Source organism: Diaminobutyricimonas aerilata (assembly GCF_002797715.1).
GTDB classification, from domain to species: Bacteria; Actinomycetota; Actinomycetes; order Actinomycetales; family Microbacteriaceae; genus Diaminobutyricimonas; species Diaminobutyricimonas aerilata.
This window is the reverse complement of the sequence record NZ_PGFF01000001.1, coordinates 2880159-2895484: the sequence shown is the minus strand read 5'-3', so window position 1 is coordinate 2895484 and position 15326 is coordinate 2880159. Positions and strand designations below refer to the sequence as shown.

At 71.6% G+C, this 15326-nt stretch carries 10 protein-coding genes; 8 read left to right on the top strand and 2 right to left on the bottom strand.

Translation table 11 applies throughout. The features are described from left to right. The first annotated feature begins 43 nt into the window (after window positions 1-43). The 5 genes from CLV46_RS13965 to CLV46_RS13950 all read left to right on the top strand — a co-directional run bounded on the left by CLV46_RS13965 (window position 44) and on the right by CLV46_RS13950 (window position 9820). Window positions 44-1351, top strand: coding sequence for a right-handed parallel beta-helix repeat-containing protein (locus tag CLV46_RS13965; protein ID WP_100366072.1), 1308 nt, complete (start codon window positions 44-46; stop codon window positions 1349-1351). After that, a complete protein-coding gene (locus tag CLV46_RS16730) occupies window positions 1348-2088 on the top strand; it encodes a hypothetical protein (protein WP_157802336.1) in 741 nt (246 codons plus the stop codon). Before CLV46_RS13965 ends, CLV46_RS16730 begins: the two co-directional genes overlap by 4 nt. A gap of 46 nt (window positions 2089-2134) precedes the next feature. Further along, window positions 2135-3304 carry a Dyp-type peroxidase gene (locus tag CLV46_RS13960; protein WP_157802335.1) on the top strand — a complete coding sequence of 390 codons (1170 nt, stop codon included), beginning with the start codon at window positions 2135-2137 and terminating at the stop codon, window positions 3302-3304. 269 nt (window positions 3305-3573) lie between these two features. After that, complete coding sequence (locus CLV46_RS13955) at window positions 3574-8721, top strand: SdrD B-like domain-containing protein (RefSeq protein ID WP_170028580.1); 5148 nt, start codon at window positions 3574-3576, stop codon at window positions 8719-8721. 133 nt (window positions 8722-8854) lie between these two features. Next, window positions 8855-9820, top strand: a complete 966-nt coding sequence (locus tag CLV46_RS13950; protein ID WP_100365337.1) for a DNA topoisomerase IB — start codon at window positions 8855-8857, stop codon at window positions 9818-9820. A gap of 44 nt (window positions 9821-9864) precedes the next feature. Here the strand turns inward: CLV46_RS13950 and CLV46_RS13945 are convergent, their stop codons facing one another. Both CLV46_RS13945 and CLV46_RS13940 read right to left on the bottom strand, forming a co-directional pair. Beyond that, a complete protein-coding gene (locus tag CLV46_RS13945; protein WP_100365336.1) occupies window positions 9865-11706 on the bottom strand; it encodes an amidase family protein in 1842 nt (613 codons plus the stop codon). A gap of 65 nt (window positions 11707-11771) precedes the next feature. Then, the gene (locus tag CLV46_RS13940) at window positions 11772-12491 is read right to left on the bottom strand and encodes a cohesin domain-containing protein (RefSeq protein ID WP_100365335.1); all 720 of its coding nucleotides are present in this window, start codon (window positions 12489-12491) and stop codon (window positions 11772-11774) included. A 507-nt stretch (window positions 12492-12998) separates the two neighbouring features. On the opposite strand from CLV46_RS13940, the gene CLV46_RS13935 reads away from it, so the two are divergent. The 3 genes from CLV46_RS13935 (at window position 12999) to rpsJ (ending at window position 15321) form a co-directional block, all read left to right on the top strand. Next, window positions 12999-13607, top strand: coding sequence for a hypothetical protein (locus CLV46_RS13935; RefSeq protein ID WP_100365334.1), 609 nt, complete (start codon window positions 12999-13001; stop codon window positions 13605-13607). A gap of 367 nt (window positions 13608-13974) precedes the next feature. After that, on the top strand, window positions 13975-14682 hold the full coding sequence (locus CLV46_RS13930) for a YoaK family protein (RefSeq protein WP_100365333.1): 708 nt from the start codon (window positions 13975-13977) through the stop codon (window positions 14680-14682). A 330-nt stretch (window positions 14683-15012) separates the two neighbouring features. After that, complete coding sequence (rpsJ, locus tag CLV46_RS13925; RefSeq protein WP_043593369.1) at window positions 15013-15321, top strand: 30S ribosomal protein S10; 309 nt, start codon at window positions 15013-15015, stop codon at window positions 15319-15321. Window positions 15322-15326: the final 5 nt, after the last annotated feature.

Below are 15326 nucleotides of genomic sequence, written 5' to 3'. Positions count from 1 at the left end.
GCGTTTTCTCGACCGTCGACGATCGCGCCACCGGGGGGTGTCGATGAGATCGGTGCTGCTGCTGGCCGCATCCGCCCTGCTGCTCACCCTCGGCGCGTGCAGCACGACGGGTGGTCCGAGCGAGCCGGAGGGCGACGCCCCCGCCGTCGTGACCGTGCCGACGGATGCGCCGACGATCACCGAGGCGGTCGACCGGGTTGCCGAGGGCGGGCTCGTGCTCGTCGAACCGGGGACCTACACCGAGACGGTCGTCATCGACACCGAGGGTGTGACTCTGCGCGGGCTCGACCGCAACGAGGTCGTCATCGACGGTGAGGGCCTGCGGCCCGAGGGCGTCGTCGTGATCGCCGACGGCGTTCGGGTGGAGAACCTCACCGTCAAGGAGCACACGTTCAACGGCGTGCTCGTCACCGGTATGCACGACGGCGGCGAGGCGCAAGCGCACGGGCTCGACGGCTACGAGACGCTCGACCCCGAGAAGTTCCCGCCCATCGAACGGTTCTCGATCTCGCACGTCACGTCGTACAACAACGGGCTCTACGGCATCTACGCCTTCGACAGCAGGCACGGGTCGATCACCGACTCGTACGCATCCGGATCCGCCGACTCCGGTTTCTACGTGGGGCAGTGCGAGGAGTGCGACATCGTCGTGCGCGGCAACACCGCCGAGAACAACGCGGTCGGGTTCGAGAACGCCAACGCGAGCGACTCGGTCTACATCGTCGGCAACCGCTGGTCGGGCAACCGCATCGGCATGACGCTGCTCAGCAACTACCAGGAGGCGTTCCTGCCGCAGCGCGCCAACACCGTGGTCGGCAACCTCATCGCCGACAACGTGTCGTCGCAGTCGCCCGCGCAGGCCGACGGCGGCTTCGGGGTGGGTCTCGGCATCGCCGGCGGGCAGTCGAACGTGCTGGAGCGCAACACCATCGCGGGCAACCCGCACGCCGGGGTGCTCGTCTCGGGGGCGGAGGACATCGCCGCGCAGGGCAACCGTTTCTCGGGCACCGTGTTCGCCGACAACGGCGTCGACCTCGCCAACACCTCGCTGTCGCGCGCCGCGGCATCCGGCAACTGCCTCGCGGCCGGTGATCCCGCCACGACCGCGCCGGCCTCGTTCGCCCGCGACGACTGCGACGCGGCCGAGCAGGCGGCGGTCGCCACGGACGCCCTGACCCGTCCCGAGGCGCCGCCCGGGATGTCGTTCCTCAAGGTGCCGGCGCCGCCCGCGCAACCGCAGCTGCCGGGCGACCTGCGTAGCACCCCGGATCCGCTGCCCGACACGGTCGGTGCCCCGGATGACCTCGCCTCGGTGCTGGCGCCCGCGCGCGACTGGAGACCCGGGGCGTGAGCGTCGCGATCCGGCGCCCCCTCGCGACGCTCGTGCTGCTCGCCGTCGCCGCCCTGAGCGGATGCGCGGCCAACGCCGAACCGGAGCCGACAGACCGCGCCCTCACCACCGAGGAGGCGCAGCGGCTCGCGATCGCGCGCTTCACCAACTACGACGAGGGCGTGCGCGAGATCGACGCCGAGGTGCCGGGGCAGCAACCCGTGCATCTCACCGGATGGGTCGACTTCGCCGCCCACCGCGGCTATGTCGCCGTGGGGGAGTCCGACGAGACGGTGGGCGAGTTCGGCCTGTTCGCCTGGACGCGCGACTTCGTCGCGGCGCGCGACGGCGCCGTCGATGCCGCCGAGCTGCCGCCGCCGGCCGACGGCTGGCAGACCGGTCCCCTCGACCCGGCCGCATCCGCCCTGCAGAACCTGTTCACCGTCGCGCTCTCACTCGGCGCGGACCGGCCGGACAACCCGACGCTGCTGCAGCAGAGCGACGCCCGCTGGCTGCGTGACGACGAGCTCGACGGCACCGAGGTCGACGTCATCGCGGGACCGAGCTCGGACGAGCCCGCGTCGGCCAGCGCCGCGCCGACCGAGTCGCCGGTGCGGTACTGGATCGACGAGCGCGGCCGTCTGCTGCGCGTCGAGCTGCGCCAGCGCGGCTCCGACGAGTGGTCGGTGCTCGACCTCGGTGCCGATGCGGAGGTCGACCTCGCCCCGGTGGAGACGCTCGGGGGCACCGGTGGCTGAGACGCCCACACCGTCCGGGACGCCGACACCGCCCGAGCCGCACGGCATGCGACGCCGCTCCGTGCTGCTCGGCCTCGGGGGACTCGTCACCGGTGCCGTCGCCGGAGGCGTCGGCTGGGGAGCGGCGACCGGATGGGCGACCGCCCCGGTCACGGGCGGGAAGCCCAGCACCGAAGACCCGAAGCTGCCCCGCGTCGAGGCGGCCGGGCGGCAGCAGGCGGGCATCCGCCGCCCCGACACCCCGCAATCCCACGGACGGCTGCTCGCGCTCGACCTCCCCTCGACCGACCTCGGCTGGCTCGCCGCGCTCGGCGACCTCATCCTCGACATCGTCGACGGTTCGCATCCGGATGCCGCGACGATCCTTCCCGACGGCGCCGGCGACCTGAGCATCACGGTGGGTCTCGGACCGCGGGTAATCGCGTCGGTCGACCCGGCGCTGCCCGGCGCGGAGGAGCTGCCCGACTTCAAGAACGACGGGGCCATCCCCGACTCCCGCCGCGGCGGCGACGTGCTGCTCGCCGCGTACTGCTCCGACCCCACCGCGTTGCGGCCCGTTCTCGACCTCGTCGCCGCGGCGGTGCCCGGCGCGACGAAGCGGTGGGATCAGCGCGGATTCCGCGCCCCGAGCGAGGGCACGATCGTGCGCAACCCGCTCGGGTTCCTCGACGGCGTCGTGGTGCCGCGCGGCGACGCCGAGTTCGACGAGAACGTGTGGATTCCCGACGGCCCGCTCGCGCAGGGCACCGTGTGCGTCATCCGTCGCCTCCGGCTCGACGTCAACGCCTTCCACGCCCGCTCGCGGGGCGAGCAGGAGGCCGTGTTCGGTCGTCGCGCCGGCGACGGTGCACCCCTCTCCGGCGGTGGTCCGCGCGACCAGGTCGACCTGCGGGCGAAGACGCCCGAGGGCGAGTACCTCGTGCCCGCGAACGCGCACGCGCGCGCCGCGCATCCGTCGTTCACCGGCAGCGAGCTCATGCTGCGCCGCGGCTACACGTTCGACGACGGCGACGTCGACGGGGTCGCCGACACCGGGCTGCTGTTCGTGTGCTTCCAGCGCTCGCTCCGCACCTTCACCGCGACGCAGCAACGGCTCGACGAGGTCGACGCGCTGTCACAATTCGTCACGCCCACCGGGTCGGCGACGTTCGTGATCCTGCCCGGATTCGACCGCGATCGGCCGCTCGGCGCAGCGCTCGTGGCACTCCACGGCTGAGCGGTCGACCGGCACGGGATTTCCGCGGCGAAAAGATCATCGTCCGCGCTCCGCTCCCGCTACTATCGGTTGCGGCGCCGGTCTGGGACGGCGTCACCCCCGATAACCCCTCGAGTGCGACGGCATCCTGTTGCCGCGCGACGGCGAACGGAACCCTCCTCACGGAGATTCCGCGAACACGCGTCATAACCACGGCATCACGCCATCTGATGGTTGGACGCTTCGCCCGCGCGCGGCCTCCGCCCGAGCACCATCCCCCAGAGGAGACCATGTTCCGCGCCCCCCGATCGCTCGCTGGAGCGACCGCCTTCCTTGTAGCCGTCACCGGCCTCACCCTCGCCGGCGCCGCGCCGGCGAGCGCCGCCGACGGCACCGTCAGCGGCTACGTCTTCCGTGACTTCGACGGCGACGGCATCCGCGACACCACGACCGGCACCGCCACCGGCGCAGCCGTCGACGCGGGTCTCGCCGGCGTCATCGTGACCGCGTACGACGCGCTCGGTGAGTCGTGGACCGCCGCGTCGCAGGCCGACGGCAGCTACTCGCTGCTCGTCGACGACGCACACAGCGACGCGTTGCGCCTCGAGTTCACCGGCCTTCCCGCCGGATACGAGCCCGGACCCGTGCACGGACCCAGCGGCAGCAACGGCACCTCGGTGCAGTTCGTCACCGTCGGCACCTCCGGTGCGGACTTCGCCGTCAACGCCCCCGAGGACTACAGCCAGGGCAACGCCCCGCTGGTGACGGCGATCCAGTGGGCCGGTTCGCCCGTCCCCGCCGACGGCGGCACGAAGGCCGGCGAGCCGGCGCTCGCCGGCGTCAGCTACGGTGACGGCTACGCCCGCCCCGAGGGCGGCCAGCCCACCGGCTTCCCCAACCGCGTGACCCTCGCCACGTTCGGCGAGGTCGGTGCCGTCTCGAGCAACGTCTACCAGTCCTCGAGTAACAGCATCTTCACCGCGGCGGTCTACAAGCGGCAGAGCGGCCTCGGCCCGCTCGGTCTTGGCGGCATCTACCGCGTGACCGACGCCATGGTCGGCAACGAGCCCAGCGGCGCGGGCGCCGTGGAGAACTGGCTCGACGTCGAGGCGATCGGCATCGACGTCGGCGCCGCGCAGACGAACGCCGAGCGCGAGCTCGGTGGTCACCAGAAGCCGGTGCGCGACACGGACGCGTTCGCGAAGGCGGGCACGGTGGGCATCGGCGACATGGCGATCAGCCCCGACGGACGCACGCTTTACTTCGTCAACCTCTTCGACAAGAAGCTGTACTCCCTCGACATCTCCGACCCGACCACCCCGCCGACGGGCTTCCAGTCGTATGACCTCGGCCTCGGCACGGGCGAGCGCCCCTACGGGCTCACCCTCTACCGCGGCGAGCTCTACGTCGGCTACGTCGACAGCGGCGAGACGGATGCGGGCTTCGTGCCCGGCGTCTCCGCTGCCGCCGCGGGTCTGCAGGCGCACGTGATCAAGCGGCCGCTCAACAACCTCAGCGGCGCGTGGGCATCCGTCTTCGACGGCGACCTCGACTACACCAAGGGCGACGTCTACAACAACGCGCTCGCGCCGCAGAGTCAGCGCTGGAACACCTGGACCGGCACGTGGACGTGGGCCGGCGGCCGGGTCGCCGAGAACAACGGCGGCTGGCAGATCTACCCGCAGCCGATCCTCTCCGACCTCTACTTCGACGAGGACGGCTACCTGAGCCTCGGCTTCACCGACCGCACGCAGCTCCAGGCGGGCAACCGCAGCGTCGCGAGCGACCCGGCCGTGCCCGGCACCAACTACGAGGGCGGCGCGAGCGGTGACATCCTCATCGCGGCTCCGACCGCGAACGGCACCTTCGTGCTCGAGGACAACGGCGTCGCCGGTGCCCGCACCGGAGCGTCGACTCTCGGCAACCAGGGCCCGGGCGGACGCAACTTCTACGACGACGGGCAGAACCTCGGCGCCGGCAGCAGCCACCACGAGGTCGCCCTCGGGCACCTCGCCGGTCTGCGCGGCTCGCGTGAGGTCGTCACGACCGTGTATGACCCGCTGGGCGGCATCCGCCTCGCCGGCCTGATGTGGATGGACGTCGACAACGGGGCCGCGGTCGCGGGCTACGAGCTCAACGGCGATGGCGGCGGTGGCGGTGAAGGCGGCAACTTCCAGAAGGGTGGCGGCCTCGGCGGCATCAGCCTGCTCGCGCAGGCGGCGCCGATCGAGATCGGCAACCGCGTGTGGTTCGACGCCGACCAGGACGGCATTCAGGATGCCGACGAGCCGCCGCTTGCCGGCGTGACCGTCGAGCTGGTCGACGCCGACGGCAACGTCGTCGGAACCCGCACCACGGATGCGGACGGCAACTACTACTTCTCGTCCGACCCGACCTCGGAGTACTTCGACCCCGACCTGACCACGAACACCGACTACACCGTGCGCTTCGTCGCCCCGACGACCGGCGATGCGCCGCTCGATCCCGACGTGTTCGGCGTCGTGCCCTGGAGCGCGATCGACCTCACCCAGCGCGAGCTGACGGACTCGACGACCGGATCGAACCCCGACACGGTGACCGGCGAGTACGACTTCACGACCGGCGGGCCCGGCGAGAACGACCACACGATCGACGCGGGCTACATCGCGAGCGGATCGTTCACCATCGAGAAGCGGGTCTCGGGTGACGGCGCCGAGCCGGCGCCGGACCAGACCTTCGTGCTCGACCCTGCCGCGACCGACTTCCGCGGCCTGCCCATCTCGCTCGGCGAATTCGAGACGGTGACGCTCACCGCGGGCCAGACGAGCGCGCCGGTGACCGTTCCGGTCGGCACCCGGGTGACCGTGACGGAGCAGGACAGCGACCAGTACCGGTCGGTCACGGTGACGCCGTCGACCGCCCAGCTGGTCACGCCCGGCGCCCCCTTCGCCTTCGTCGTGACGAATGAGCTCTTCGAGCCCGGCCGCTTCTCGATCCTCAAGGACGTCACCGGTCCCGGTGAGGCGCTCGTGGGCGACGAGCAGGACTTCACGGTGCGCTACACCTATCCGGGTCTCGCGACGCCGGGCACCCTCACCGTGAGCCCCGACGGCACGGTCGTCACCTCCGATGACATCCCGTACGGCACCGTCGTGACTCTCTCCGAGGACGTGCCCACCGGCACCCCCGCGGGCGTCGGCTTCGGCACCCCGACGTGGTCGGGCGCCGGAGTGACCGACAACGGCGACGGCACCGCATCCCTCACCATCGGTGACGACACCACCACCGCCATCGAGCTCGACAACCCGACCACGGTCGCACCCGCGGTCGACATCGAGAAGGGCGACGGCACCGGCACGAGCATCGTGAACGACGCCGACACGATGAGCGACGGCGAGGTGTACGAGCCGGGCGAGACCCGCACGATCATGTTCCGCGTGGTCAACACCGGCGCGGACGAGCTGCGGAACGTGACGTTCACCGACAGCACCGTCTCCGGCGGCACGGTCGAAAACCTCGTGTTCACGCTGCCCGACGGTTCGACCCTCCCCGCGACCCAGGTCGACGGCGGATGGGAGGCGCCGTGGGCGGCGACCTTCGCACCCGGCACCACCACGTGGAAGACGGGCGAGGTCGTCACCGGCACCGCCACCCTCACGGTCGCGCTCGACGGTGAACCGCACGTCGACACCGCCGCGGTGACCGCGGTCGGCGCCGCGTCGGGCACCCCCGTCAGCGACGAGGACGACTACAACGCCTTCACGGGCGACATCCAGGTCATCAAGTACGACGGTGAGAAGGCCGACCCGGCCGTCCGCGACGGCGACGAGTGGGTCATCCCGGCCAAGCCGCTGACCGATGCCGCTCAGGACGCCAACACGGCGGACGAGGCGGTCGAGTACCCGGTGCAGACGCCGCGCACGGTGCGCTGGGTCGTGACCAACACGGGCACGACGTCGCTCACCGACATCACGCTCGTCGACACGACCGACGCGGGCCCGGCGATCGACGGCGACTGGACGGCCGACCTGACCGCGTTCGGCGGTCCGGCGGACTACAGCTTCGTCGAGGACGGCCCGTGGCAGGGCATCCTGCCGCCCGGTGCCTCGTTCTTCGCCGAAGGCACCCTCACGCTGCCGGCGCTGACCAACCACACCGACACCGTCGACGTGGTGGGCACGATCGTGCAGCCCGAGGTCGGCCCCGACGGCACCCCGACCGGTGAGCCGGCCGTGGACCCCGAAGGCGACCCGATCGTCGCGATCGACGAGAACGGCGACCCGGTGACGGTCGACGACGACGACCCGTTCAACGCCCGCACGGGTGAGGGACCGTTCGTCGACATCGAGAAGGGTGACGGCGACGGCACCACCATCGAGCACGACGCCGACACCATGCCGGAGGCCGAGTTCTACACGCCGGGCGAGACTCGCACCATCGTCTTCACCGTCACGAACACGGGCGACGAGCCGCTGCGCGCGGTGACGCTAACCGACGAGAACCTCGCCGGCGGCGAGATCCGCGAGCTGGTCTGGACCTTCCCGACCGGCGAGACCGTGGCCGCCACGCCGACCCCGACCGGCTGGACCGCGCAGTGGGCCGACACCTTCGGTGCCGGCACCGCCACGTGGGCGCCCGACGCCGTGATCACCGGAACCGCGCAGCTCACGGTCACCGGATCGCAGCAGCCGCACGTCGACCGCGCGCGCGTCGACGCGGTGGGCGCCGGCTCCGGCATCGCCGTCAGCGACCGTGACGACTACAACGCCGTCACCGCCGCGATCCAGGTGATCAAGTACAACGGGGCCGACGAGGACCCGCGGGTGAAGGACGCCAACGGCGACTGGATCATCCCGTCGAAGCCCGACGTGCCCGCCGGCACCACGGCGAACGACGCGCAGCACGCGGTCACGACCCAGCCCGGGTCGACCGTGAAGGTGCGCTGGGTGGTCACCAACACCGGCAACACGCACCTCACCAACATCCGCCTGTCGGACATCACGGTGCAGGGCGCGAAGATCGGTGACGACTGGACGGCGGACCTCTCGCCGGTCGGCGGTCCCGCCGACTACAGCTTCGTGAGGAGCGGGCCGTGGACGGGCATCCTCGCCCCCGGTCAGTCGTTCTACGCGGAGGGCACCCTCATCGCCGGCGCCGGCATGCACCAGGACCGTGTCGACGTGATCGCCGACGCCGTGGTGCCCGCCACGGACGACGACGGCGTGCCGACCGGCGACCCGTCGGTGAACCCCGACGGCACCCCGGTGCTGCTGCTCGACCGCGACGGCGAGGTCGTCACGGTCGCCGACGACGACCCGTTCGTCGTGGTCGGCAACGCGCTCGCCGCGACCGGTGTGACGCTCGCCTCCTCGATCGTGCTCGCGCTGAGCGTGCTGATCGCCGGTGGTGTGCTGCTCCTGCTCGCCGCGCGTCGCCGCCGCGAACAGAGCCGGTCGTAACGCACTGAACGACGGATGCCCGGACCACGAGGTCCGGGCATCCGTCGTTCCGGCGCCGGGTGCTGAACGGGAAATCGCTGAGCGACCGGCCCTCCGGGCGTGCCCACAGCATCCGTGGCGCTAGCCTCGCGACATGCCCCGCCTCCGCCGCAGCGACACGAACGGGCCGGGCTACACCCGCGTGCGCGCGGGACGCGGCTTCTCCTACCGCGGTCCGAACGGTCAGCCGGTGCGCGATCCCGAGCTGCGGGCGCGGTTCGACGCTCTCGCGATTCCGCCGGCGTGGAAGGACATCTGGATCTGCCCGTTCGAGAACGGGCACGTGCAGGCGACCGGCACCGACGCCGCCGGTCGGCGGCAGTACATCTACCACCCGTTCTGGCGGGAGAAGAAGGACCGCGTCAAGTACGAGCGGGCACTCGAGCTCGCCGCCACCCTCACCGCCGCGCGGCGCCAGGTGACGATGCACCTGCGTGAGGACGGCTACGGGCGCGATCGCGCGCTCGCCGCGGCGTTCCGGATGCTCGACACCGGGTCCCTGCGGGTGGGGTCAGAGCAGTACGCCCACTCGAACGGCAGCTTCGGGTTGTCGACGCTGCTGTGCGCGCACGCCGTGGTGCACGGGGACACGGTGGAACTCAAGTTCCCCGCGAAGAGCGGCCAGGAGTGGGAGTCCGACATCCGCGACCCCGATCTCGCGAAGGTCGTGCGCCTGCTGAAGCGGCGCGGTCCGAACGCGCGCCTGCTCGCCTGGAAGGACGAGCGCGGCTGGCATCCGCTCTCGGCCGAGGAGATCAACGCGTACGTGCGCGAGCGCACCGGGGGCGACTTCACCGCGAAGGACTTCCGCACCCTGCACGGCACGATCGCCGCGGCGATCAGCCTCGCCAAGCACGGCCCGGAGCACACGAAGACCGCCCGCACGAGGGCTCTCGCGCAGGCGATGCGCGACGCGGCTGAGGAGCTCAACAACACCCCGTCGATCGCCCGCTCGAGCTACGTCGACCCGCGCATCGTCGACCTGTACCAGAAGGGCGTCACGATCGACGCCGAACGCGTGACCGCCGCCGAGTCCGAGCTGCGGGAGCTGCTCGGCTGACCCGCCCGCCCGGCCGCGAGTGCGGACCGGGCGGACGGGGGTGTTCAGCCGAGCGGGCCGTACAGCGCCGGCGACGTGCGCGCGCCGGTCGCCTGCTCGAACGCGTAGGTCAGCCCGATGAGGGTGCCCTCCGCGTAGTGGCGTCCGAGGAACTCGAGGTTCACGCCGGCGCCCGGGATGCTCTCCTCGGCGGTCGCCTGACCCATCGGCACCGAGATCGACGGCATCCCCGTGTTCGGACTCAGCCGCAGGTTGGTGCCCTGGGTGCCGTACGGGTTGCCGGACGGGTAGACGAGGCTGTCGAGATCCTGCTCGTCCATCCACGAGGTCACGAGTGCCTTGCCCGACGCGATCGCCGTCGTGTGGGTGCCCGTCGGGCCAGCCCACGCCTGGTAGGTCTCCTCGGTCACCTGGTCGCGCGACTGGTAGGTGCCCTGTCGCGACGGCACGTACCGGCCGGTGGCGAGGATGCCCTGCAGCGAGCGAGCCTCCACCCCCGGGGCGAGGTGGGCCGCGATGTACGCGTTCAGGTCGTGCTTGAACTCGTTCGTGCTGCCGCTCGGCTCGCTCAGCACCGCCGAGAACCCGGCCGGCGGGGTCACCTCGACCACCGTCGCACCCTGCGCCTCGAGCGTAGCCTTCGCCTGCGTCCACAGGCGCAGCGTCGTCGGGTTGGAGCCGATCATCGACGCGACGTAGCCGATCCGCGCGCCCTGCAGGGCGGTCGGGTCGAGGTACTCGGTGTACGAGTCGGGCACGAGGCCCTCCTGCTGGGCGGTGATCGGATCGGCGGGGTCCACGCCGGCGACGGCGTCGAGCGCGATCGCCGCGTCGGCGACGCTGCGCGCCATCGGTCCACCGGTGTCCTGACTCAGCGCGAGCGGGATGATCCCGTCCCGGCTCGCGAGACCCACGGTCGGTCGGATGCCGACGAGCTGGTTGTACGACGACGGCACGCGGATCGATCCGCCCGTGTCCGTGCCGAATCCGATCGCCCCAAGGTTGGCGGCGATCGCCGCGCCGGTCCCGCCGCTCGACCCGCCGGCGGTGCGCGACGTGCTGTACGGGCTCGCGACGAGGGTGCTGGTGCCCCCCGTCTGGAAGGCGGAGAACTCGGAGACGAAGCCGAACGCGAACTCGTCAAGGCTCGCCTTCGCGAGGATGACGGCGCCCTGCGCGCGCAGACCGCTCACCATCGCCGCGTCGTCGGCGGTCTGGTTGGCGTCCCAACAGCCGCATCCGCCTGTCGTCGGCATGTCGGCCGTGTCGTAGTTGTCCTTCACGACGACCGGCACCCCGAGCAGGATGCTCGTCATCCCGTGCGCGGCCCGCTCCGCGTCCGCCGCGGCGGCGGTGGCCAGCGCCTCGTCGCTCGCGGTGATGATGGAGTTGAGCGCGCGGCCGGTGCCGGAGGTGTCGACGACCGTGCGGTCGTACGCGGCGATCCGGTCGAGGTACTCCTGCGTGATCGCCACAGAGGTCGTGACCCCCGCGTTCATCGCGGCCTGAAGGTCGATCGCCGACGACTCGATGAGTTCGAACGGCCCGTCGTCGTAGACCATGCGGCTCGACACCTCGGCGAGATCGACGAGCTCGAGCAGCTGGTCGGCATCGGCATCCGCGGTCGCGACCGTCGGCCAGGCCGGGTCGGCCGGGGTCGCGCCGAGGTGGGCGGCGACCAGCGCCAGGTCGTCCTGCGTGACGGAGTCGTCGCCCGTGAGGTCGAGGTCCGTGTAGTAGGGCGCCAGCAGGGCGCCGGCCTCGGCGGTGCCGATCGTCGTCGGAGGGGCGGCGTTCGCCGGCAGGGCCGTGATGCCGCCGACCGCGAGGAGGGCGACGGTACCGGAGGCGGTGGCGATCACCGCGCGGGTGCGGGGGAGGGTCATCGTGCTCTTTCTCGGAAGGCGGGAGGAGGTGGTTGCGTGCTGCGTCCCGTGCGGGACGCGGGCGGTCACGAGACCCTCGCGGCGCGGCGGCGGAGCACGAGCACGACGCCCGCGGCGAGCAGCAGTCCGGCGGCGACGAGGCCACCGGTCACGGCGGCACCGGTGCCGGCGAGCGCGTCGTCCGCGTTGCCGCCGCTCGCAGTGCCGGTGCCGGTGCCGGCTCCGGGGGAGGCGCCGCCCCCGCCGGTTCCGCCGCCACCGGTGCCGGGGTCGGGCTCGGTCACGACGCCGTTGACGGTGACGGGGGCCTCGTCGGTGCCGTCGACCGCGGTCGTGGCGCCCTGCGGGTCGACGAGTTCCACGGACTGCACGCCGACCGTGCCGGATCCGGGGGCGACGGCGACGAAGTCGAGCGACCACGGGATGTCGCCGGCGAGGGCGGGGGAGCTTCCGAGGCGCGAGTGCACGACGGTGACCGTGCCGGGACCGGTGGTGACGGAGTCGAATCCGCCGCTCGGACCGGTCGTGCTTCCGTCGACGTAGCTCAGCAGCGTCGGGTCGAACGTGACGGTGAATCGGGCGGCATACAGGTCGACGGCGCCGGTCAGGCCGACCTCGACGTCGACGGTGCCGCCGACGTCGACGGTCGGAGTCGCCGTGATGGTCACTGCAGAAGCCGACGGTGCCGCGAGCGCCGGCGCGGCGCCCGTGAGCGTGAGGCCGAGGGCGAGTGCTCCGGCGGCGAAGGCCGGGGCGAGCCCGCGGCGGCGGGAGGGAGTTGTCATGTGGATGCTGTCCGCTTTCCGGTCGTGCGAACCGCGGGCGGCGCAGGCGGTTCGACGACCGCTCAGCCCGACACGGTCGAACCTCCGTCGTCGGACTCGCCTCGCCCCCGTCATCGAGTCGCTGGGGTGGGGTTGGCGATCCGCACGCTACCGAGCCGGACGCCGCCTCTCGTTTCGCCCTCGTTTCACGCGCGTTTCGCCGCCCCGGATTCGCCGAACGTGCCCGTTCCGGACCGCTTAGGCGGCGAAAACCCTTTGCGCGGTCCGGAACGGGCACGTTGGGCGGCTGAGTCGCCCCTCGTCGCGCGATCCGACGCCACTCCCGCACAAGCGGGACGGTGCACGCCCCGGCCACAGCGGCGCAGGCCGACGGACGCCGGGAGTGCACCGTTGCTCATCCTTAGCGGTGTGAGCCCGACGAAAGCGCCGCCGGTCCGAGTCGTACCGGCGAGCAGTGTCGATGCGACCGCCGGACGTGCTCTTCGACGAGCGGCTGCGCGCGGTCGGGTGACCAGGCTTCGTCGAGGTGCCTACGCGCCCCGGGACGAGTTCGCCGACGCGTCGGCCACGGCGCGCCACCGGGCGCTCGCGGAGGCGGTGAGCAACAGCGCCCGCGACGACGTCGTGTTCTCGCACCGCACGGCAGCGGTCCTGCTCGGCATCCCACTTCTCGGGGAGATCAGCGATGCCGTGCACGTGCGCTCTGGCGCTGCGGTCGGTCGACGCAGCAGGAACGGCATCGTCCGGCACGCGGGCGAGTTCGCCGACGAGGTGTTCGCGATCGACCGATTCTGGGTCACCAGCCCGGCGCTCACCGTGCTCGACCTCGCCGCTTCCGATGGTGTGCTCGCCGGCATGATCGCCGCAGAGCATGTGCTGCGCCCCGACAACCGTCTCGACGTGTCTCATGACGCCCTGTCCGCGCTGCATCACGAGCGGCGCCCTTACGCCAACTGCCGGCAGGTCGACCGGGTGCTCGCTCTCGCCTCCAGCGCCTCGGCCTCGCCGCTCGAGACCTTGAGTCGGTTCAGGTTCCATGAGTACGGCTTCGTGCAACCGGAGCAGCAGCGCGAGTACCGCGGACTCGACGGTCATCGATATGCCGTGGACTTCTAGTGGCCGGGAGCCGACGTCATCGGAGAGGCGGACGGCTGGGGCAAGTACGAGGAGCGCGCCCGGGAGCGGGGGATTCCGCTCGAAGAGGTGCTGCGGGAGGAGAAGCGGCGAGAGGACGAACTGCGTGCCCAGTCGCGAGGATTCGTGAGGTGGGAGTGGTCCGACGCGTGGCACGGTGAGCGGCTCGTCGCGAAGCTCCGGCGGGCGGGCATCCCACGCCTGCGGCGCCCGTGACATCGCCGACCGTGCCCGTTCCGGACTCCCGCGGGCCCAAACGCCGGCGGATTCGTCCGGAACGGGCACGCTCGACGAAGGAGGCAGGTCGAGCGGCGCGGGAAGTGCGGCGTGAGTGGATACGGTGGAACGGATGAGCGCGAGCAGCACGGGACCGGCGGGCGCGGCGACGAGCGCCGCGCGCCGCTTCACCCTCGGGCTCCTGCTGCTCACCGCCGCCACCGGGGCGGTGGATGCGGTCAGCTACCTCGCGCTGGACCGCGTCTTCACGGGCAACATGACCGGCAACGTGCTGTTCCTCGGGTTCGCCGCCGTCGGGGTCGGCGGCGTGCCGTTCCTCAACAACGCGGTCGCGCTCGTCGGGTTCGTCGTCGGATCGATCGTGTCCGGCCGGATCGTCGGTCGCGGGCATCCGACCGGCCTGCCGCGCCGCGCCGCCGGCCAACTCATCGGCGGGGGAGCGGTGCTCGTCCTGCTCACGGTCGTGTGGGCCGTGCTCGGCGAGCTGCCGGAACCGGCGCTGCTCGTCGTGACCTTCCTGCTCGCCGCGGTGATGGGCGGCCAGGTCACCGCCGTGAAGCCGATCGGCAACAGCGACATCACCACGATCGTCGTCACCAACACCGTCGCCAACCTGGCCCGCGACAGCCGGCTCGGCGGCGGACGCGGCGAACGCTGGGTGCCCCGGCTGCTCGCCGTGGTCGCGATGGGCGTCGGCGCGGCGATCGGCGCCGCCGCGGTCGGCTGGATGGGCGGTCCGACGGCCCTCGCATCGGCCCTCGTGCTGTTTCTCGCCGGCACGGCTACCCTGGTGCTCGCCGCGCGAGAACCGCGGAACTGAGCGCGACACGCCCGGGTTGCAGCAAATGCCGGGCTGTGGCAGACTCGTCTAGTTCAACATTCCGCGCGCTCGCGCGGATCACCGCCAGGCAGTGCATAGGGCTGAGCACCTAGGCCGCGGGCGGCAGAGCACAGCTTAATCCGAACCCTTCGTGCACCGGGCATCCGTGTGCGCCGTGCAGGCTGACGTCTGCGCGCGGGTCGGAGGGAGTGCGCGGGGGTCCTCGGATCGCCGTGCCATTGACAGATAAACAGTGGTGCGACAGCTCAGTGCTGTGCAGCGTTGGCATCCTCCGGGATGCAGTACGTACTCAAGAGAGAGAGCCAGACAATGGCGGGACAGAAGATCCGCATCCGACTCAAGTCGTATGACCACGAGGTCATCGACACCTCGGCGCGCAAGATCGTCGACACGGTCACCCGTGCGGGTGCGACCGTGGTCGGTCCGGTGCCCCTTCCGACCGAGAAGAACGTGGTCGTCGTGATTCGTTCTCCCCACAAGTACAAGGACAGCCGCGAGCACTTCGAGAAGCGCACCCACAAGCGGCTGATCGACATCGTGGACCCGACGCCGAAGGCGGTCGACTCGCTCATGCGACTCGACCTCCCGGCCGACGTCAACATCGAGATCAAGCTCTAAGGAAC